This is a genomic window from Lamprobacter modestohalophilus (genome assembly GCF_016583905.1).
GTDB lineage: Bacteria > Pseudomonadota > Gammaproteobacteria > Chromatiales > Chromatiaceae > Lamprobacter > Lamprobacter modestohalophilus.
Genome location: NZ_NRRY01000022.1, coordinates 65,637 through 83,327 on the forward strand (window position 1 = coordinate 65,637; position 17,691 = coordinate 83,327).

Annotated in this window: 20 protein-coding genes; 14 read left to right on the plus strand and 6 right to left on the minus strand. The window is 62.0% G+C overall.

Features of this window, described 5'->3' with window-relative positions; genetic code table 11:
* Positions 1-60: 60 nt before the first annotated feature.
* From CKO42_RS13990 to CKO42_RS14025, 8 genes are all read left to right on the plus strand, one after another.
* Positions 61-639: a TerD family protein gene (locus CKO42_RS13990; RefSeq protein ID WP_200245000.1), complete on the plus strand. Its 579-nt coding sequence runs from the start codon at positions 61-63 to the stop codon at positions 637-639.
* A gap of 6 nt (positions 640-645) precedes the next feature.
* Positions 646-2,010 carry a TerD family protein gene (locus CKO42_RS13995; RefSeq protein ID WP_200245007.1) on the plus strand — a complete coding sequence of 455 codons (1,365 nt, stop codon included), beginning with the start codon at positions 646-648 and terminating at the stop codon, positions 2,008-2,010.
* Positions 2,011-2,091: 81 nt separating this feature from the next.
* Positions 2,092-2,547 (plus strand): tellurite resistance TerB family protein, encoded by a 456-nt coding sequence (locus CKO42_RS14000; RefSeq protein ID WP_200245009.1) that lies wholly within the window; start codon positions 2,092-2,094, stop codon positions 2,545-2,547.
* Between the two features lie 117 nt (positions 2,548-2,664).
* Positions 2,665-3,423: a haloacid dehalogenase gene (locus CKO42_RS14005; protein ID WP_200245011.1), complete on the plus strand. Its 759-nt coding sequence runs from the start codon at positions 2,665-2,667 to the stop codon at positions 3,421-3,423.
* 199 nt (positions 3,424-3,622) lie between these two features.
* A complete protein-coding gene (locus CKO42_RS14010; protein WP_274608922.1) occupies positions 3,623-4,807 on the plus strand; it encodes a cysteine protease StiP family protein in 1,185 nt (394 codons plus the stop codon).
* On the plus strand, positions 4,792-5,028 hold the full coding sequence (locus tag CKO42_RS14015; RefSeq protein WP_200245013.1) for a DUF4160 domain-containing protein: 237 nt from the start codon (positions 4,792-4,794) through the stop codon (positions 5,026-5,028). The genes CKO42_RS14010 and CKO42_RS14015 overlap by 16 nt, the downstream gene beginning before the upstream one ends.
* A complete protein-coding gene (locus CKO42_RS14020) occupies positions 5,009-5,281 on the plus strand; it encodes a DUF2442 domain-containing protein (protein ID WP_200245015.1) in 273 nt (90 codons plus the stop codon). Before CKO42_RS14015 ends, CKO42_RS14020 begins: the two co-directional genes overlap by 20 nt.
* Positions 5,282-5,309: 28 nt before the next feature.
* Positions 5,310-6,185 (plus strand): HpcH/HpaI aldolase/citrate lyase family protein, encoded by an 876-nt coding sequence (locus CKO42_RS14025; protein ID WP_200245017.1) that lies wholly within the window; start codon positions 5,310-5,312, stop codon positions 6,183-6,185.
* A gap of 73 nt (positions 6,186-6,258) precedes the next feature.
* Here the strand turns inward: CKO42_RS14025 and CKO42_RS14030 are convergent, their stop codons facing one another.
* From CKO42_RS14030 to ssb, 3 genes are all read right to left on the minus strand, one after another.
* Positions 6,259-8,121 carry a phosphoenolpyruvate carboxykinase (GTP) gene (locus CKO42_RS14030; protein ID WP_200245018.1) on the minus strand — a complete coding sequence of 621 codons (1,863 nt, stop codon included), beginning with the start codon at positions 8,119-8,121 and terminating at the stop codon, positions 6,259-6,261.
* Positions 8,122-8,308: 187 nt separating this feature from the next.
* Positions 8,309-9,244 carry a dTDP-4-dehydrorhamnose reductase gene (rfbD, locus tag CKO42_RS14035; protein ID WP_200245021.1) on the minus strand — a complete coding sequence of 312 codons (936 nt, stop codon included), beginning with the start codon at positions 9,242-9,244 and terminating at the stop codon, positions 8,309-8,311.
* 177 nt (positions 9,245-9,421) lie between these two features.
* Positions 9,422-9,940 (minus strand): single-stranded DNA-binding protein, encoded by a 519-nt coding sequence (ssb, locus tag CKO42_RS14040; RefSeq protein ID WP_200245023.1) that lies wholly within the window; start codon positions 9,938-9,940, stop codon positions 9,422-9,424.
* Between the two features lie 269 nt (positions 9,941-10,209).
* Between ssb and CKO42_RS14045 the strand changes: the two genes are divergently transcribed.
* Both CKO42_RS14045 and CKO42_RS14050 read left to right on the plus strand, forming a co-directional pair.
* Positions 10,210-11,205, plus strand: a complete 996-nt coding sequence (locus CKO42_RS14045; RefSeq protein WP_200245025.1) for a RodZ family helix-turn-helix domain-containing protein — start codon at positions 10,210-10,212, stop codon at positions 11,203-11,205.
* A 128-nt stretch (positions 11,206-11,333) separates the two neighbouring features.
* Complete coding sequence (locus CKO42_RS14050; protein WP_200245028.1) at positions 11,334-12,203, plus strand: hypothetical protein; 870 nt, start codon at positions 11,334-11,336, stop codon at positions 12,201-12,203.
* A 38-nt stretch (positions 12,204-12,241) separates the two neighbouring features.
* On the opposite strand, the gene CKO42_RS27965 is transcribed toward CKO42_RS14050, so the two are convergent.
* Positions 12,242-12,370, minus strand: coding sequence for a hypothetical protein (locus CKO42_RS27965; RefSeq protein ID WP_274608919.1), 129 nt, complete (start codon positions 12,368-12,370; stop codon positions 12,242-12,244).
* A gap of 115 nt (positions 12,371-12,485) precedes the next feature.
* Between CKO42_RS27965 and CKO42_RS14055 the strand changes: the two genes are divergently transcribed.
* The gene (locus tag CKO42_RS14055; RefSeq protein ID WP_200245030.1) at positions 12,486-13,097 is read left to right on the plus strand and encodes an ankyrin repeat domain-containing protein; all 612 of its coding nucleotides are present in this window, start codon (positions 12,486-12,488) and stop codon (positions 13,095-13,097) included.
* Positions 13,098-13,245: 148 nt separating this feature from the next.
* Positions 13,246-13,569, plus strand: a complete 324-nt coding sequence (locus CKO42_RS14060) for a BolA family protein (RefSeq protein ID WP_200245032.1) — start codon at positions 13,246-13,248, stop codon at positions 13,567-13,569.
* A gap of 76 nt (positions 13,570-13,645) precedes the next feature.
* On the opposite strand, the gene CKO42_RS14065 is transcribed toward CKO42_RS14060, so the two are convergent.
* Entirely contained in the window at positions 13,646-15,133 is a 1,488-nt protein-coding gene (locus tag CKO42_RS14065) for an alanine/glycine:cation symporter family protein (protein WP_200245035.1), read from the minus strand.
* A gap of 206 nt (positions 15,134-15,339) precedes the next feature.
* On the opposite strand from CKO42_RS14065, the gene CKO42_RS14070 reads away from it, so the two are divergent.
* Both CKO42_RS14070 and CKO42_RS14075 read left to right on the plus strand, forming a co-directional pair.
* Entirely contained in the window at positions 15,340-16,122 is a 783-nt protein-coding gene (locus CKO42_RS14070) for a DUF3050 domain-containing protein (protein WP_200245036.1), read from the plus strand.
* 189 nt (positions 16,123-16,311) lie between these two features.
* Entirely contained in the window at positions 16,312-16,608 is a 297-nt protein-coding gene (locus CKO42_RS14075; protein WP_200245038.1) for a TusE/DsrC/DsvC family sulfur relay protein, read from the plus strand.
* A 21-nt stretch (positions 16,609-16,629) separates the two neighbouring features.
* On the opposite strand, the gene CKO42_RS14080 is transcribed toward CKO42_RS14075, so the two are convergent.
* Positions 16,630-17,487, minus strand: a complete 858-nt coding sequence (locus CKO42_RS14080; RefSeq protein ID WP_200245039.1) for a class II glutamine amidotransferase — start codon at positions 17,485-17,487, stop codon at positions 16,630-16,632.
* Positions 17,488-17,691 lie beyond the last annotated feature (204 nt).

Genomic DNA, 17,691 nt, shown 5'->3' on the forward strand with positions numbered 1-17,691 from the left:
TCCTCAGCCTAACCAGCATCAACCAGCAACCCCCACACTCAACCCCAAGCGGAGGCACTGATGGCAATCAGCTTGAGCAAAGGCGGTAACGTCAACCTGAGCAAGGAAGCACCCAATCTGGAGAACGTGCTCGTCGGCCTGGGCTGGGACGCGCGGGCGACCGATGGCAAGGATTTCGACCTCGACGCCAGCCTGTTCATGGTCAAGGACGATGGCAAGGTGCCAGACGACAGCCACTTCATCTTCTACAACCAGAAGACCTCACCGGATGGTTCGGTCGAGCACACTGGCGACAACCTCACCGGCGAGGGCGAAGGCGATGACGAGTCCGTCTATGTCACCCTCTCCAAGGTGCCCGCCACGATTCAGCGCCTCGTCATCGTCGTCACCATCCACGATGCCGAGGCCCGCGGCCAGAACTTCGGTCAGGTCAGCAACGCCTTCGTGCGCATCGTCAACCGCGACAACAACCAAGAAGTGGTGCGCTTCGATCTGTCCGAAGACTACTCGACCGAGACCGCGATGATCTTCGGCGAGATCTATCGCCACAGCGGCGACTGGAAGTTCAAGGCGGTTGGCCAAGGTTATGCCGGCGGACTCAAGGCACTCGCCCAGCAGCATGGCGTCAACGTCGGCTAGCCGCAGATGGACCTGACACGCGGACAACGCGCCAAGATCACGGACCTGATCGCCAACGGCGAGCGCTTTGGGCTCGGTGTCGCCATCCAGGCACCGGGCTTGAGCATCGACTTCGCCTGCTTCGGGCTGGATGCCGCCGGCAAGCTCGCCGATGAGCGTTATATGACCTTCTTCAACCAGCCGACCTCGCCCTGCGGCGGGGTACGGCTGAGCACGCCTATAAGTACCGCCGCGAGTGGCCCGTCTGCCGCACTCGCTGGAGGCCCTTCTGGTCACCCAGGCGATCAGATCCGCTTCGACATCGATCTCGGCAAGCTGCCGCCGAGCATCGAGCGGCTGACCATCACCGCGGCGATCGAAGGCGCGGGCGCGATGTCGAACATTGGTCAAGGCCATGTACGCTTCCTCGATGGCGACGGCGACGGCACCACCGAGAGCGGACGCTTTGCCTTTAGCGGAGCCGACTTCGCCGCCGAGCGGGCGCTGATGTTACTCGAGGTCTATCGCAAGGGCGGCGTCTGGCGAACCTGCGCCATCGGCCAGGGCTTTAACGGTGGGCTTGCGGCCCTGGTCGAGCATTTTGGCGGCACGGTCGCCGAGCCGACGCCGGCGGCCGCGCCCCCGCAGCCGCCACCACCAGGGCAGCCGCAGCCGCTAACCTCGCAGGGGACAAGATCGCGGGCAACAACCTCGCAGGCATCTCCACCGCCAGCATCGCAATCGCCACCCTCTCAGCCCAAATCGCCGCCAGTCAATCTCAGCAAGATCACCTTGGAGAAGAAGGGCAACCGCATCTCGCTTGAAAAGCAAGGCCATGCCGAGCATGGCGAGATCCTGATCAACCTGAGCTGGCGCCCAGCGGCAGCCGGTACCGTCAAGCGCGGCCTGTTCGGCGGCAAACGCACGAACCAAATCGATCTCGACCTCGGCTGCCTGATCGAGCTGCGCACTGGCGACAAGGGCGCGATCCAGGCGCTCGGCAACAACTTCGGTGATCTGCTCAAGCCGCCTTACATCGCGCTGGATGCCGATGATCGCAGCGGTACCAGCAGCGAAGGCGAAAACCTGCGCATCAATGGCCAGCACTGGGATGCCATCCGACGTGTCCTCATCTATGCCTTCATCTACGAGGGCGCGCCCAACTGGGCCGAGGCCAACGCCAAGATCAGTCTGAAGACGCCAGGACAGCCCGAGATCGAGGTCCAACTCGATTCGCAGAGCAACCATCAGCCCATGTGCGCCATCGCCCTACTCGAGAACGACGCCGGCGCAGTACGCATCACCAAGCTGGTGGATTATTATCGCGGCCATCGCGAAGTCGACCAGGCCCATCACTGGGGCCTGCGCTGGACCTCTGGAAGCAAGGATTAAGCAAGAACGCCAAGATCGCGTGTAAGCATTCAGCGCCCCTGCATCTTTGACCAACAACCCATCAACACCTGAGATATCACCATGAGCTTCCAAAACTTTCTCGACAACCTGAAGACCAAGGCCTCCGAGCTAAAGAACGAGGCGCTCAAGTTCAAGAACAAGGACTTCATGAACGCCGCCGTCAGCGGCTCGGTGCTGATCGCCATGGCCGACGGTCACATCTCATCGGACGAGAAGCAGAAGATGATGCGCTTCATCGAGAACTATGAGGCGCTGTCAGTCTTTTCGAGCAAGGATCTGATCGACAGCTTCCAGAACATCGTCACCCAAATCGAGTTCGACAAGGATCTCGGCGAGAGCAAGGCCTACGAGTCTGTGCGCAAGATGAAGAGCAATGATTCGGCGGCACGCCTGATCATGCGCCTGATCATCGCCATCGCGGGTGCCGACGGCGTCTTCGATGATGACGAGAAGCGGGTTGCGCGCAAGCTGGCGATGGAACTCAGCCTCAATCCCGCTGAATTCGAGCTGGCCTAACCTGATCTCAATCGCTTTGAACCACAGATGGACACAGATAAACACAGATCGAAGAAGACAGGATCTGCGTAAATCATCGTGAATCCGTGGTGAGTCATCAAGGCCTTTAGACCCAGCGTGCGCAAGCTCGTGTTTTTGGATCTGGACGACACCCTGTTCCAGAGCCATCGCAAATGCCCGCCGGACGGCGCGCTGCACCCCGTAGCCCGGCTGCGGGATGGCAGCGCGCATTCGTTCATGACCGGCAAACAGCGTGCGTTCTGGGATTGGCTCGCGGCCGACGCCACCTTGGTGCCGACCACGGCGCGCGACCTGGATGCGCTGCGCCGGGTCGATCTGCCGTTCCAGAGCTGGTCGATCCTGGTCTATGGCGGCGTTTTACTCGATCCGAGTGGATCGCCCGACCCGGAGTGGCTGGAGCGCATGCGCGGGGTGTCCAATGATGCACGCAGGGATCTCCTGGATCTGCTCGAGCAGGCGCAAGCCTCTATTCAAGCGAACGACCTCGCCGCCCGCGTCCGCCTGGTCAGCGAGTTTGAACTGCCCTTCTACTTCGTCGCCAAGTATCGCGACGGTCGTGATGAGGACCTGGCACAGCTCGACGCCGAGTTGATCCAGCCCTGGCTCGCCGCGCAGGGCGGCGCCTACCGCGTGCATCGCAACGACAACAATCTAGCCGTTATCCCGCGCGGGATCGGCAAGGAGCACGCCGTGCGCCATCTGATCGACTGCCTCAGCCACGACGGCGAAGCGCTGCTCACCATCGGCGTCGGTGACAGTCTCATCGACGGCGCCTTCATCGCCGCATGCGACTACTGCATCACCCCGCGCGATACGCAGCTCTTCGCCGCGACCTTCGGCCGCCCGCTGCTCTAGCGCACGCGGCTCGGTCTGCCCATCGCATCCCGCTCATCTTCATCGCCACGCACATCCCATGGACCGAGATCCGCTGGAACACCACCACCAGCCGCTGCAGCCGCAGCAGCAATCGCAGCCGCGGTCGCAGCAGCAGCCGCCGCCACAGTCACAGCAGCCACCATCGCAGCAATCACAGCCGCAGCAGTCCCAGCCGCAGCTGCGGTCGCAACCTAAACAGCAGCCTGCCCAGGGCGCTTGCTTTCACGGCAGCTATCGCCCTGAGGACGTGCACTTCCTGCTAACGCCGATCCAGCTCGAACCGACGCCAGTCGCCGAGAAGGAACGACTGATCCAGAGCGGACAGCGCCATTACAGCGAGATGTTGAGCCGCGAGTCCCTGCCCTCGCCGCGCTACATGACCCTCTTCGAGCAGGCCTGGGCGATGAATCGGGCGCGCATGGCGCAGGGGCTGCTCGATCTCGCCGTCATCATCGCCAACCAGCGGCCCGGCGCGATCACGCTGCTCTCACTGGCGCGCGCCGGCACGCCGGTCGGCGCGGTGCTCAAGCACACCTTAACGGACCTCTTCGCCCGCCCGACAACGCATTATTCGCTCTCGATCATTCGTGATCGCGGCATCGATCAACAGGCGCTGCGCTATGTGCTCGAGCAGGCCGGTCATGACCCGGCCAGCATCGTCTTCATCGACGGCTGGACGGGCAAAGGCGTCATCGCGCGAACATTGCGGCGCGCCATCACTGACTTCACCGAGCATCGCCGCCAGGGCGAGGAGGAAGCCGATGCCAATACCGAAGACCGGCGCCAACGCCGGTTCCCGAGCCTGTGCTTAGACCCAAACCTCTATGCCCTCACCGATCTCGCCGGGGTCGGGATTGCGCCCTCGGATGCCGACTACCTGATCCCCTCGAGCATCATGAACGCGACCCTATCAGGACTCGTCAGCCGCTCCATCCTCAACGAACAGATCGGCCCGCAGGATTTCCACGGCTGCGTCTATTACGCCGACTTCGCGCCTCAGGATCGCTCGGTCTGGTTCGTCGAGGCATTGCGCGAGGCCATTCGCGAGCAGATCGACGCTGGCTACCGGCCTAACCCCAACCCAATAGATCCCACCCCGGCGCGGACGCGCTCACAACGCCTCATCGCCGAGCTCAAAAGCCGCTTCGCCATCCGCGACGAGAACCTGATCAAGCCGGGTATAGGCGAAGCCACCCGCGTGCTGCTACGGCGCGTGCCCGAGCTGCTGATCTTGCGCGACGCTGAGCCCCCCGAGGTTGCACACTTGCGCCAGCTCGCCGACGAAAAGGGCGTGCGCTGCGAGGTCGACCCCAGCCTACCCTATCAAGCTGTTGCGTTGATTCAGGCATGCCAACCATCCTAAGAATCCAAGGCCTAAGATTCCACTTCTACTCTGACGAAGGGACTGAGCCGGCTCATATCCATATTCGCAGCGCTGAAGGTGAGTGCAAGTTTTGGTTGTCACCGATTTCACTCGCACGAAACCGGGGCATCCCCGCGCATCAACTAAGAGACATCGAGAGAATTGTCTTCGACAATCAAGCATTTCTTTTGGAGCAGTTTCATGAATACCACGGCGATTGACAATGAGCCATGCGCCCTGCGTGCTTGGGCCGAGGCGAGAATGATTTACCTCGAGCTCACGGATGGGCGCATCGTTGGTTTCCCGGCGGATCGTTTTAAGACGCTCCGAGCAGCAACTCAGGAGCAGTTAAAACAAGTGACCATTGAGGTCAATGGCTATGCGCTCCGCTGGGAAACTTTGGATGAAGACCTGACCGTTGCGGGTGTCGTTGCCGGAAGATTCCAGCTCCCTCTTCCGGAACAAGCGGCCTAGCATTTTCAGTATTCCAGAGCGGTCACCGATGCTTGAAGCCTATCGCCTAGGCGGCTCCTTATACGTCCCCGTCACGCACAAGGACTGCCTATCAATCGCCAATGGCCGCAAATGGCCTGAGCTGCGTTCGGTCATCTTCTGCACCGAAGACGCAGTCGCCGCCGAGGCCCTGGGCCCGGCGCTCGACAACCTGCGCCACTTTCTCGACAAGATGCGCCCAAGCAGTGAGACACTCCGCTTCGTGCGCGTGCGCAACCCTGAGATCCTGGGCTGGCTGCTGGATCTACCCGGCATCGACAAGCTCGACGGCTTCGTCCTACCCAAGCTCGATATGAGCAACATCGACGCCTACATGGATCAGCTCGGTGGCAGCCGGCGCCGCTACCACTGCATGCCGACGCTCGAGACCCGTGACGTCTTCGATCCCGCGCGCATGACCGAACTGCGCGACTACATCATCGAACGGGGCTATCAAGACCAGATCCTCGCGCTACGCATCGGCGGCAACGATCTCCTTGCGCTCCTTGGCATTCGACGCCCACGCGACCGCACCCTCTATCGAACCCCGCTCGGGCTAACCATCGCCAACCTAGTCACCGTCTTCAAACCCCACGGCTTCCAGCTGACCGCCCCCGTGCTCGAGCACATCGATTGCCCCGAGATCCTCGAAGAAGAGCTTGGCGAAGACCTTGCCCACGGCCTCTGCGGAAAGACCGCAATCCATCCCGATCAGCTACCCCTGATCGACAGCCGCTTTCGCGTCTCACCCAGCGACTTGGAGGCCGCACAACGCATCCTCGACGATGACCGGGCCGTGTTCAAATTCGGCGGCTCTATGTGTGAGCTGGCCACCCACAGCGCCTGGGCCGAGCACATCGTCGGGCGCGCCGCCATGGGCCGTTAATCACAGAGCCAGCTCATAGAGCCAGCGCGAGACCGCGCCGAGCGGATCGGCGCGGTGCACTGGCCTCTCGTCCTCAGCGCGCAGCCACGCGCGACAGATCCCAGACGTCCGGCGAGTGATAGAGCCGAGCCAACTGCAGCTCGCGCTCCAGCTCCATCTCGCGCGGCAGGTGATCGCCGAAACGGGTGAAGAGTTCGTCCTGCTCCACCGTCTCCTGGCGGGCGATCTCCTTGTCGATGTTCATGATGTTGAAGAACTGCTCGGGCTTGAACTCGAGCCCTTCCCAGGTCAAGTCATCCCAGGCCGGCAGCCAGCCGAGTGGGCTTTCGATGGCCGAGGCGCTGCCGTCGACACGGTCGATCACCCACTTGAGCACGCGCATGTTGTCGCCGAAGCCAGGCCAGATGAACTTGCCATGCTCGTCCTTGCGGAACCAGTTGACGCGGAAGATGCGCGGCGGTGTCGCCACATTCTTGCGGCCGATGCGCAGCCAATGCTTCCAGTACTCGGCCATGTTGTAGCCGCAGAACGGCAGCATCGCCATCGGGTCGCGGCGCATGTTGGCCTGGCCAATCGAGGCTGCGGTGCCTTCGGAGCCCATGGTTGCGGCCATGTAGACGCCGTGCTCCCAGTTGTAGCTCTGGAACGCGAGCGGGAAGTTCTTGCTGACGCGGCCGCCGAACAGGAAGGCGCTGATCGGCACACCGGCCGGATTCTCCCACTCCGGATCGATCGACGGACACTGGCTCGCCAGCGCGGTGAAGCGCGAGTTGGGATGTGCAGCCGGCCGACCACAGCCCGGAGTCCAGTCGTTGCCCTGCCAGTCGATCAGATGCTCAGGCGGCTCCTTGGTCAGCCCTTCCCACCAGACATCGCCGTCATCGGTGAGCGCGGTGTTGGTGAAGATCGCGTTGCTGCGCAGCGAGGCGATGGCATTCGGATTCGAGCTGTCGTTGGTGCCGGGGGCGACGCCGAAGAAGCCATATTCCGGATTGATCGCGTAGAAGCGGCCGTCCTCCGGGTTCGGCTTGATCCAGGCGATATCGTCACCGACCGTGGTCACCTCCCAGCCCTCGAAACCTTTTGGCGGGATCAGCATGGCGAAGTTGGTCTTGCCACAGGCGCTCGGGAAGGCACCGGCGACATAGTGCTTGCTGCCCTCCGGAGACTTCACGCCCAAGATCAGCATGTGCTCGGCGAGCCAGCCCTCATCGCGGGCCATCACCGAGGCGATGCGCAGCGCGAAGCACTTCTTGCCGAGCAGCGCGTTGCCACCATAGCCACTGCCGAACGACCAGATCTCTCGGGTCTCCGGAAAATGGGTGATGTACTTGTCCTCGACATTGGTTGCACAGGGCCAGGGCACATCCTGCTCACCCGGGGCCAAAGGCGCCCCAACCGAGTGCATGCAAGGCACGAAGTCTCCATCTGGACCCAGGGCATCCAGCGCCGCCTGTCCCATCCGCGTCATGATGCGCTGGTTGGTCACGACATAGGCGGAGTCGGTGATCTCAACGCCGATATGGGCAATCGGCGAGCCGATCGGCCCCATGCTGAATGGGATCACATACAGGGTGCGGCCCTGCATACAGCCGTCGAAACGCTCGCGCAGGGTCGCGCGCATCTGCTTGGGGTCCATCCAATTATTGGTCGGCCCGGCGTCTTCCTTCCGCTCGGAGCAGATAAAGGTGCGATCCTCAACACGCGCAACATCGCTTGGATGTGAACGTGCCAGATAGCTATTAGGACGCTTCTCTGGATTCAGCCGGGTGTAAGCGCCGCTTTGCACCATCTCCTCACACAGCCTGTCGTACTCCTCCTGGCTGCCATCGCACCAGTAGATGCGATCTGGCTTGCAGAGGCTGGCCATCTCATCGACCCAGCTCAAGAGCTTAGTGTTACTGGTTCGCGACGCGCCATCATGGGTGGTGGTCATAGTGGAGGAGGTCCTCGGTTGCTTACCTAGGTTGCTTACCTAGAAAATGCGGTGATGGTCGGCCTGCTAACGACCAAGGCTCGACCGGTTGCCTGTGTCTTAGCGAATCCGACGCAAGGTTCGCACCAGCTTTGGAACTGGCACAGTGAATGTTGGGTTATGTGAAACGCCCGACGCGGCGCTCGGATTATTTCGGCGCGATCGCCGCTGACGTCATGAGCGGACGTTGCTCGCGCAGATCGGCGAGGCAGAGCGCTAATGACTGACGCCAATCCGGAAGCGCCAGCCCAAAGGTTCGGCGAAAATGGCCCGTATCCAGCACCGAGTAGGCCGGCCGCTGCGCCGGAGCCGGGTATTCGCTGGTCGGTATCGGCAGCAACCGGCATTGACTGCCAGCCGCTTCGCGAATGGCCTCAGCAAACCCAAACCAGGAGGTCGCACCGGCCCCAGTGAGATGGTACAGCCCCTTGACCCCTTCGATGTCGAGGCCGCCATGGAACACACGATAGGCGATCTGCGCCGTCACCTCGGCCAGCATTCGGCTCCAGGTCGGGGTGCCAATCTGGTCATCGACGATGCGCAGCTCCGCCCGCTCACGAAAGAGATTCAGCATCGTCAGCAAGAAGTTGCTGCCACGCACGCCATAGACCCAAGCGGTGCGAAACACCAGCGCCGGCGCGCCGGATTCGAGCAACGCCTGCTCGCCCGCCAGCTTGGTGCGCCCGTAGACGCTCCTAGGCTCGGCAGGGTCATCCTCTCGGTAGGGATGATCGGTGATGCCGGAGAAAACGAAATCAGTCGAGTAGTGGATCACCGGGATGCGTGGCGCCGTGCACAGTTCCGCAATCAACGCCAGCGCATCGCCGTTGATCGCCTGAGCCAGCTCAGGCTGGCTTTCGGCCTTGTCGACTGCGGTGTAGGCCGCGGCATTGACCACCGCGTCCGGCGCCGTCTCGTGGAATAGCCGCCTCACCGAGGCTGGCTCGGTGAGGTCGACAGAAGGGCCGTCTTGACCGGAAAGTGAAGCGGCAATCACTTGGCCTACCGGCGCCAAGGTGCGTCGCAGCTCCCAGCCGACTTGACCATCGGAGCCTATGAGCAGGATGCGTGGGGTATCGGTCATCGTTGAGTCGTCAACCTTGTCGTCAAGCACGGGACAGCGTTGGAGCTGAGAAGCAGCTGCAGTGAGCCCACAGCCTAGCTGCAATCGGGGTGAAGCTCATTGCAAGCGTGAGCCCGCAATGCGTCGTCGGAACCGGAGCACAAAACCAGTGCACGGGAGCCAGAGCCAACATCGCAATCAGAACGGAATATCGTCGTCAAAGTCGCCCCCATCCCCGCGCATGTCCGGCGCTGGGGCCGGCGAGCCTCCATCCTCACGCATCGGTGCTGGCGCGCTACTGGACCCGCCAGTGCCTGCGGGCCGACCATAGTCGCCGTCACCTCCGCCACCAGCGCTGGCACCACCACCGCGACTATCCAACATCTGCATCGAGCCATTGATGTCGACGACGATCTCGGTCGTGTAGCGATCCTGTCCGTCCTGGCCCTGCCACTTACGCGTCCGCAGCTTACCCTCGATATACACCTTGGAGCCCTTGTGAAGGTACTGACCTGCGATCTCGGCAAGCTTGCCGAACAACGCGACACGATGCCATTCGGTCCGCTCTTGCGGTTCTCCGGTCGTCTTATCGCGCCAGGACTCGCTGGTTGCAAGACGGAGGTTGGCGACAGCGCTGCCACTCGGCAGGTAGCGCACCTCCGGATCGACGCCGAGGTTGCCGATCAAGATCACCTTATTGACGCCACTACCAGCCATCGTTTTCACTCCAAGTGTTCGATCTCGCTATCCTCCAATGGTGCACAAAGGCAGGTTGCGTTGTCCACCTCAGCTGCAGTCTGGGCCACCGGCCATCGCTTGCTCCGCGAGCGGCTCGGCAATCCGCAAGCGCGGATCTCCCCGGGAGCCGCTCGGCCCCGGCCCTTGGCTCGAGGCGCAGACGCAACTGTACGCCAGGCGCTCTGTGCTAGCATCGCGTCAATAAAATGAGTGATCCTCGGATAAACGAGTAACCATCGGAGCTCGACGTGAAGCAGTGCCTCTTCCTTTGCCTCCTCTGTGCGACCCTGCTCGCTATCGGTTGCTCATCGCAGCCCACTCGGGTCGGTGCCGTTGCCGGATCATCGGGGCCAGAGATCTTGCTTCCAGATGGCGGGGTCGAGGAGGCACAGCTGCTCGCGATGGGGATGGCGCGCAGCAAGGGCTGGAAGATCACCGAAGTCGGTGATCAACGGGTTCTGCTTGAGCGTGAACTGCCCGCAAGCTCTCCGCAGGCACAGATGTTGAGCCCAGAGGGCGTGCTCACCCGCCCAAAGCTCCAGATTGAGACTCGGCTGCGTGAGCGCGGCAACGACGTCGTCGTTGGCTTGAGTTCGTCGATCATCGTCAACCCAGGCACCGAACAAGAGCGCCGCGTCGACTACACCGCCGATTACCAAGACCAGCTAATGATCTCGCTGAATGCGTTAGCGAGCGCCTGGCTGGAAAACCGAACACGCATCGCCTCAGAGATCCCGCTACCACCCGATCCCGATCAAGTCGTTATCGCAGAGGCTGGCACAGTCAGCGACGACGGCACTGCGCCGCCCAGCAGCGACACCAACAGTTCCGCCCTGACTATGCCGGTCGAGAACACGGACGGCGCGACCATGGCCGCCGTGGCGACTCCCATCGCAACGCCAATCGCAACGTCTCCGGCGCCAACGCCGCCGCTGCAGACCGGAGACGGCGCACCACGGGAGCCCCAGCCCATCGGCTCAGGCATGAGCGCCGCGCAAGACCTCAACGCTGAAACAACGCTCAGCGAAAGCAACGAGATGCTCGTGCTCGACAGCCAGGCCCGCCGCGGGCTTTGGACCTTCTACGCCGAAGCCTCAGCGCGTGAGCGAGGCTGCGCCGTCGGTGAGCGCGGTGCGGTGCTGCTCAGCACGACAACAGCGTTTGAGCTCTATGAGGTGCAATGCGCTGGTAGCCCTAACCTCTTGCTACGCTGCCAAGGCGGTGTCTGCCGCGATATCAACTGAGCGACAAAGACCGAGCAGCCGCCTGCCGAGAGCGTCGCCGGCAATCAGCCGTTACTGTGACACAAGCGCTTCATCGTATCGGAGTGGCAACGCGCCATGAACGTTAGTTCGTGCTCAAGATTGCGCTGATGAACCGGCCAGCAATCACCTGCCGAGTCTTTGCGCCTGACCTCATCACGCTCTGGCTCGTCGCCTTCATGGCCCTCGGCCAGGCCAGCACGTCCGCTCGCGGGCAGGTCCCAGACGCCGACAGCCTCATGAGCACTCGAGCCCCGAGTATTCAGCTCCCCGATGCGACCGTCCCTCGAGCCAAGGCGCTGTCACTCGACGCGGCCCTGATCAAAGGGTGGCACCTTGTTGACAGCGGGCGCGACTATGCGATCTTTGAAACCCCTTTGGACGAGCCGGCCAGCGCCGGACCCGCCGATGCGCACAGACCGGAGAAGACCCTGCTGCGTATCCGTGCTGACTTCAGCCAGAGCAAAGGCGGAGTAACCGCGCAGTTGAGCGCTACAGAGATCTGGCGGGCCGGCACCGAGCGCTCCTGGTCAACCGATATTACCCAAACCTATCGAGCCCATCTGGAGCGAGCACTGGCATCACTGAGCGCGCAATGGCTGCAGTTCACCCGAGCCAGTGTGCGCTCGACGCCTCTGCAGACAGATCGCCGGCAGTTGCAGCTGGCCGAGCCCATCGACAACGGCGGCCCAGCCTCCCTCGATCCCGACGCAGTCAGCAAACATCGGCAAGACCCCAGGCCCTTCGTGCCTCACGCAGCACAGCCTCAGACCGCGACCGCCCTCCAGCCCGCTATCCGAATCGGTATCTGGGCCTTCGATGCCGAGCAGCTCGCGCGGCAACAAGGCTGCAGGCTTGACGAGATCGGCGCGATCCTCCTCTCCGATAAAGCTGCCGTTGAGCTGCATCGCGTTGGCTGCATCGATCGCGATGCCATGCTTGTACGCTGTAACCGACAGCGCTGTTGGATGGCTCACTAGCGCCTCGGGCTGATCGGCCTGTCCGATGCCCGGCACGATCAGCCGCGCGAATCAGGATCATCATCGTTTGCAGAACGGCTACTGCGGCCAGCCATGAACAGGGCTGCGACACCAAGGCCGACCAGCAGCAGCAACGAGATTGCGATCAGGATTCCGACAAGTTGCATTACGCCATCCTTTTTCCGGGAAATTCAGGGGGTTTTGCGGGTTGTCATGGGCATGGGTGGCAACCTCTGTAAATCATTGCCTCATGATCCGCAGGCCGCCGAGAGCGCTATCCCGATGACCATCAAGACCAGCTCAACCATCGCCGCAGTGCTGTTGCTCATTGGCTGCAGCGAGACCAGCGACCCTCAGCAGCAGGCCGAAGCACTTCTGAGCGGCGCTGAAACTGGCGATGTCTCGACCGTCGAGCGCCTACTGGGCAGCCGTGTTGATGCCAATGTGCGCAACAGCTGTCAGTGGACACCGTTGATGATGGCCGCCGTGCATGGCCATGTCGAGACGGTCGAGCGCCTGCTCGCCGCAGGTGCTGACGTCGATGCAGTCGATCAAGGCGGTTACACGGCATTGCTACTGGCGGCCTCAAACAACCATACCGCCGTGATGCAGCAGCTGCTAGCCCAGGGGGCCATGATCGACGCCAAAGAGCAGACGCAAGGCTACACGCCACTGATCTGGGCCGCGCACCGGGGTCACCAAGAGGCCGTTGCACTGCTCCTGGAGCGCGGTGCCGACACCACCTTGCCAGATTTCGAGGCGAAGACAGCCGCAGATCATGCTCGCGAACAGGGGCATGGCCAGATCCTTGAGCTGCTCAAGCCCAAGACCGCCAGCATGGAGAGCGGCCCCAGCAGCGGCCCCAGCAGTGATTCCAGCCGCAGCGCGAGCTGACCCGACCGCCATCAAGAGAGCCCTCAGAGGCTCCAGCAAGAAGGCCCCCCTGGGGTTCCATCAAAACAGGCGCCTGATCATCGGGCGCTTGGTCATCGGACGAACGACCCAACCTCTGGCGGACGATTGTTAGCTAAACGAGGCGCCGATGAGCCGTAAAGTCCGCATTCAAGAGTCACTGACCACCGCCCTCAAACCGATGCACCTGGAGGTATCAGACGAGAGCCACATGCACAACGTGCCGGAAGGTGCTGAGTCGCACTTCAAGGTGCTCGCGGTCAGCGAGGTCTTTGCCGGCGATAAGCTGATTGACCGGCACCGCCGCGTCAATGCCCTCGTGCGTGACGAGCTTGCCAGCGGCCTGCACGCGCTCGCCATTCACGCCTGGACGCCGCAAGAATGGTTCGACAAGGGCGGTGGCGAGGCGCCCACGTCGCCGGAATGTTTGGGTGGAAGCAAACAGGCCGAATAGCCCAGCAATGCGACACCTGGGCCAACTGGCCCAGAGCCAGCATTGGTTTTGGGATGATCCCGTGATCTCGAGGGCCTCAGTCCGAGCGTGCCTGATCGTTGAAAAACGCCCGAGTCACCTTAAACACCACGGGGCTTAGCAGTAGCAGAGCGATCAGATTTGGAATCGCCATCATCGCGTTGAGGGTGTCGGCCAGTAGCCAAATGAAATCCAGATGCATGATCGCGCCGAAGGGTACCGCCGCAACCCAGAGGACGCGGAACGGGATGATGGCGTGGATGCCGAATAGATATTCGACACAACGCTCGCCATAGACGCTCCAGCCCAGGATGGTCGTAAACGCAAACAGCGCGAGCCCAATCGAGACCACGTAGGCGCCACTGCCAGGCAGTTCTTCACCGAATGAAATCGCCGACAGGGCGGCCCCGGTAATATTCCGACCGTGCTCTTCAGTGGTGCCGTCTTCAGCCTCGAGCGTGCAGAGGGTGCTTGGCTTTCTGATCATCCAGGTACTCTCGACTCGTTCCTCGATGACACCGCCGCGCTCGACGCAGTCGGTGAAATCGGGGCTTTCTGCCTTCCACTGCCCTGAAACGACAATCACCAGCCCTGTGATGGTGCAGATGATGATGGTATCGATGAAGGTGCCGAGCATCGCGACAGTGCCCTGCCGAACCGGGCTATCGGTCTCCGCCGCAGCATGCGCAATCGGTGCGCTACCTAGGCCGGCCTCGTTCGAGAAGATGCCTCGCGCGACACCCATTTGGAGCGCGAGTAACACCGAGGCGCCGGCGAAGCCGCCAACACCAGCGGCGGGCGTGAAGGCGTATTCAACGATGGTTACGAACGCGCCGGGAATCTCGCTCAGGTTCAGCGCTAGTACGATCAGACCAGCAACCAAATAGGCCAGCGCCATCAGTGGCACGAGGCGGCCAGCGACCTGCGAGATCCAACGGATACCGCCGATCAGAACCAGCCCGACGAGCAGCGCCATCACCAAGCCGGTGCCGAGCTCGGGGATGCCGAACTTGGTTTGCAGCGCATGCGCAACCGAGTTGGCCTGCACCGTGTTACCAATGCCGAAGCCGGCCACAGCGCCAAAGATCGCGAATAAGGTCGCCAGCCAAAGCCACTTCGGGCCCAAGCCGTTGCGGATGTAGTACATCGGCCCGCCGACGTGGTTGTTGTTCTCGTCGACCTCGCGATAGCGCACCGCAAGCACCGCCTCAGCGTACTTGGTGGCCATGCCGACCAACGCGGTGATCCACATCCAGAACAGGGCGCCGGGTCCGCCAATCGCCAACGCCGTACCGACACCAGCAATATTGCCGGTGCCGATGGTCGCCGACAGCGAGGTCATCAAGGCATTGAACGGTGTGATGTCGCCACTGCCCTGCTCCTTGCGGCCACGCCACAGCATGCGAAACCCGAAGCCGAGCCGATGCAGCGGCATCGCCTTCAAGCCGATCGATAGGTACAGGCCCGTGCCGAGGATGAGCACGAGCATCGGCGGGCCCCAAACCCAACCGTTGATGGAGCCAATCACCGCAGAAATCTGTTCCATTGGTACCCCCTTGTTCTGGACGCTGAGACGGCATGGTCACGCCAGCGGCGTACTATACACGCCAGCGCGCGAGTCGCTCACCCCGAGCAAGTAACTCGATACGGTCTGCAGCCCGTGCTCAGACTCGGGCTCAGCGCTTGGAGCCTGCCAGTTCGGGCGTATATTGGCCGATACATTGCGACGTATGACTTCGAGAGGTCACAACCATGGCAGCACCCGACCTGACATCCATCCAACCGCTAGTCGACGAGCTCGATCAGCATCCGATCTACGCCGAGCTCAAGGATATCAACGATCTTCGGGTGTTCATGACCCATCATGCCTTTTCGGTCTGGGACTTCATGTCGCTGATCAAATACCTGCAGGGCAAGCTCGCCCCGGTGCAGGTGCCTTGGGTGCCACAGGGCAACCCGGCGGTGCGCTACTTCATCAACCAGCTGGTCTTGGAAGAAGAATCCGACACGATCGAGGGCAGCAGCGGACCAAGCTACAGCAGCCACTTCGAGTTCTACTGCCAGGCGATGCACGAGATCGGTGCCGACGGCGACAATCCGCGCCGCTTTACCGCCCTGGTGCAGGAACAGGGGCTCGACGCCGCCCTTTACTCGGAGCTGGTGCCGCTGCCGTCACGCTATTTCACCGAGACCACCTTCTGCTTCATTCGTGAAGACAAGCCCCACGCCGTCGCCGCGGCACTGGCCGTTGGCCGCGAGCGCGTGATTCCTGAGATGTTCCGATCTTTGCTCACGCGGATGGCGATCAATGAGCAGGACGCACCGGCCTTCCACTACTACCTGAAGCGCCACATCCATCTCGACGAAGACTTCCACGGGCCCTTGTCGATGTCGATGCTCGAGCAGCTCTGCGAAGATGATCCAAAACGTCTCGACGAGGCAGTCATCGCGGCCGAAGAGGCCATCTGCGCACGCATCCGCTTTTGGGATGGCGTACTCGAAGCGGTACAGAGCGCGCGCGTTGAGCGCGGCTGATCGGCCGGTCCCAGCGAGTCCCACCCGCGCAAGAGCACGGCGTCGACAAACCGCTCCTAGCCGGGTCAATCCGTGCAAGGCAGGCCCTAAACCTTACATAAAGCAAGGTAGAATCTCATCATCGCGGGGCCATCTGGTGAGGTGAGTTCATGAGATACAACACAGAAAACGACACGACGAGGTGACCCTATGGCCGTAGCAGTACCACTCGACAACGAAGGATTTTTGCTCAATCGGGACGACTGGACCGAAGAACTTGCTGTCGAACTCGCCGAGCAAGACGAGTTCGAGATGAACGAGCAGGTCATGCAGCTCATCCGCGAAGCACGCAGCATGTACGATAACGACGGCGTCGTGCCGCCCATCCGCATCTTTGCCAAGAAGCAAGGCGTCTCGACCAAAGACCTCTACAACATCTTCAAGAAAGGCCCGATGAAGCTCATCTGTAAGTGGGGCGGCCTGCCGAAGCCCACTGGCTGCGTCTGACGCCCAGGCGACGCCAAAGCATCAGAGTGGGAGCGGCTGCCTCCCGGCGGCTTGCTCCGGCTCAACCTGCAAGCCGTCAGCCCCATAACAAAGCCCGTCACGCAGGGCGATGAGATCACCCTCCCCCAGCGGCTCCCAGAGCTCATCGGTCAAGGGAACGCTAGCCACTAGCGCCACGTCCTGACGGATCGACATCAGATTGACGCCGGCATCGTGCAGTTCTGGGGCCGTTCGCCAACAATAACGCTGTAAGAAGTAGATCCCCGGAGCGCGCAGTTGCCCATCGGGCTGGGTACGTCGGTCCGCATGCACGAAGAGTGCGTCGCTATCGGCGTAGATGAAATTGGCCGGCCCCAGCGGACGGATCTCGCGCGCATAGTCGGCGATCACGGCCAGCCGAACCGCGAGGTCGGGAACCGTTCCAGGCTCGTCATCCCAAACCGGCGCCAGCGCGGTCAACAGACCACAGAATGCGCGCTCCGAATCTGAGTCACCCAGGGGCATAAACCGCGCTGGATAACGCGAGCGTAGATCGGCCAGCGATGGCATATCGCCGTTATGCGCGAAGACGTGCATCCGTCCACCCAGCTCGCGCGCAAACGGCTGGGTATTGCGCAACGCCAGCCCACCAAAGGTCGCAAGTCGGATATGGCACAGTCCGAGCTTCGTGCGCAGACCTTGCCGCTCCATGAATTGCATCAACGGACTCTCGCTCGCAGGCCGCGGCTCGCGCAGCAGCAGACAATCCGTGTCCTCGTAGAAGGCGAGGCCCCAGCCGTCGCGATGCGGGCCTTCGGCGCCGCCGTGGCGCGCCAGCCGCTCGAGCGAAAAGCCCAAGGTGGCTGGAACCCGGCTCGACATCGCAAACAATTCGCACATGGATCTAAAGTCCTCGAGTGTTCTCAGCGTCCTGGCCACGACTCAGCTTCATGACTGCCGCGAACTCGCCATCGGCGCAGGGCGAGCGCGTATAAATCCTCAGCCAAAGACGACCTTAGCGCGGTAGTCATCGTTCCACGTGGCCTTGCGGCGCTTCTTGACCATGCGTTGCTTGGAGGGTTCGCGTTCGAGCAAATTCATGCA

What these genes read in the sequence shown, in the direction of transcription:
- CKO42_RS13990 (WP_200245000.1), top strand. Translation starts at nt 61, where the DNA reads ATGGCAATCAGCTTGAGCAAAGGCGGTAACGTCAACCTGAGCAAGGAA.
- CKO42_RS13995 (WP_200245007.1), top strand. Translation starts at nt 646, where the DNA reads ATGGACCTGACACGCGGACAACGCGCCAAGATCACGGACCTGATCGCC.
- CKO42_RS14000 (WP_200245009.1), top strand. Translation starts at nt 2,092, where the DNA reads ATGAGCTTCCAAAACTTTCTCGACAACCTGAAGACCAAGGCCTCCGAG.
- CKO42_RS14015 (WP_200245013.1), top strand. Translation starts at nt 4,792, where the DNA reads ATGCCAACCATCCTAAGAATCCAAGGCCTAAGATTCCACTTCTACTCT.
- CKO42_RS14020 (WP_200245015.1), top strand. Translation starts at nt 5,009, where the DNA reads ATGAATACCACGGCGATTGACAATGAGCCATGCGCCCTGCGTGCTTGG.
- CKO42_RS14025 (WP_200245017.1), top strand. Translation starts at nt 5,310, where the DNA reads ATGCTTGAAGCCTATCGCCTAGGCGGCTCCTTATACGTCCCCGTCACG.
- CKO42_RS14030 (WP_200245018.1), bottom strand. Translation starts at nt 8,121, where the DNA reads ATGACCACCACCCATGATGGCGCGTCGCGAACCAGTAACACTAAGCTC.
- rfbD (WP_200245021.1), bottom strand. Translation starts at nt 9,244, where the DNA reads ATGACCGATACCCCACGCATCCTGCTCATAGGCTCCGATGGTCAAGTC.
- ssb (WP_200245023.1), bottom strand. Translation starts at nt 9,940, where the DNA reads ATGGCTGGTAGTGGCGTCAATAAGGTGATCTTGATCGGCAACCTCGGC.
- CKO42_RS14050 (WP_200245028.1), top strand. Translation starts at nt 11,334, where the DNA reads ATGAACCGGCCAGCAATCACCTGCCGAGTCTTTGCGCCTGACCTCATC.
- CKO42_RS27965 (WP_274608919.1), bottom strand. Translation starts at nt 12,370, where the DNA reads ATGCAACTTGTCGGAATCCTGATCGCAATCTCGTTGCTGCTGCTGGTC.
- CKO42_RS14055 (WP_200245030.1), top strand. Translation starts at nt 12,486, where the DNA reads ATGACCATCAAGACCAGCTCAACCATCGCCGCAGTGCTGTTGCTCATT.
- CKO42_RS14060 (WP_200245032.1), top strand. Translation starts at nt 13,246, where the DNA reads ATGAGCCGTAAAGTCCGCATTCAAGAGTCACTGACCACCGCCCTCAAA.
- CKO42_RS14065 (WP_200245035.1), bottom strand. Translation starts at nt 15,133, where the DNA reads ATGGAACAGATTTCTGCGGTGATTGGCTCCATCAACGGTTGGGTTTGG.
- CKO42_RS14070 (WP_200245036.1), top strand. Translation starts at nt 15,340, where the DNA reads ATGGCAGCACCCGACCTGACATCCATCCAACCGCTAGTCGACGAGCTC.
- CKO42_RS14075 (WP_200245038.1), top strand. Translation starts at nt 16,312, where the DNA reads ATGGCCGTAGCAGTACCACTCGACAACGAAGGATTTTTGCTCAATCGG.
- CKO42_RS14080 (WP_200245039.1), bottom strand. Translation starts at nt 17,487, where the DNA reads ATGTGCGAATTGTTTGCGATGTCGAGCCGGGTTCCAGCCACCTTGGGC.